This is a genomic window from Stenotrophomonas sp. SrG, from assembly GCF_050031795.1.
GTDB lineage: Bacteria > Pseudomonadota > Gammaproteobacteria > Xanthomonadales > Xanthomonadaceae > Stenotrophomonas > Stenotrophomonas rhizophila_A.
Map to the genome: position 1 here is coordinate 1 of NZ_JBNBBE010000498.1, position 255 is coordinate 255.

Here is a 255-nt window from a genome sequence, read left to right on the forward strand (position 1 = left end):
TGCCGACGGTGGCCAGGCTGATGGCGGCGCAGAGCGCCAGCGTGCGGAACAGGGGCCGGCGCGTCATCCTTTGCTCCTCAGGGCGCGCTCGTCGCGCGCGAAGGGTCCCAGCAGGGCGCCGACGAAGCCGCCTGCACGATCCGTACTCAATACCGTTCCGTCCACGTCATCGGCGAGCGACTGCCCGCCTGGGCCATCGCGTGTGTCGATGGCGAAGGCATAACGTCCTCCGTCCCCTTTGATCTGCAGGCGCAG

General features: G+C 69.0%; 1 pseudogene. It reads right to left on the reverse strand.

Annotated features, from left to right (window positions below):
• Positions 1 to 63: 63 nt before the first annotated feature.
• Positions 64 to 255, reverse strand: a pseudogene (locus ACQG3P_RS20620) (glycoside hydrolase family 43 protein); the annotation flags it as partial.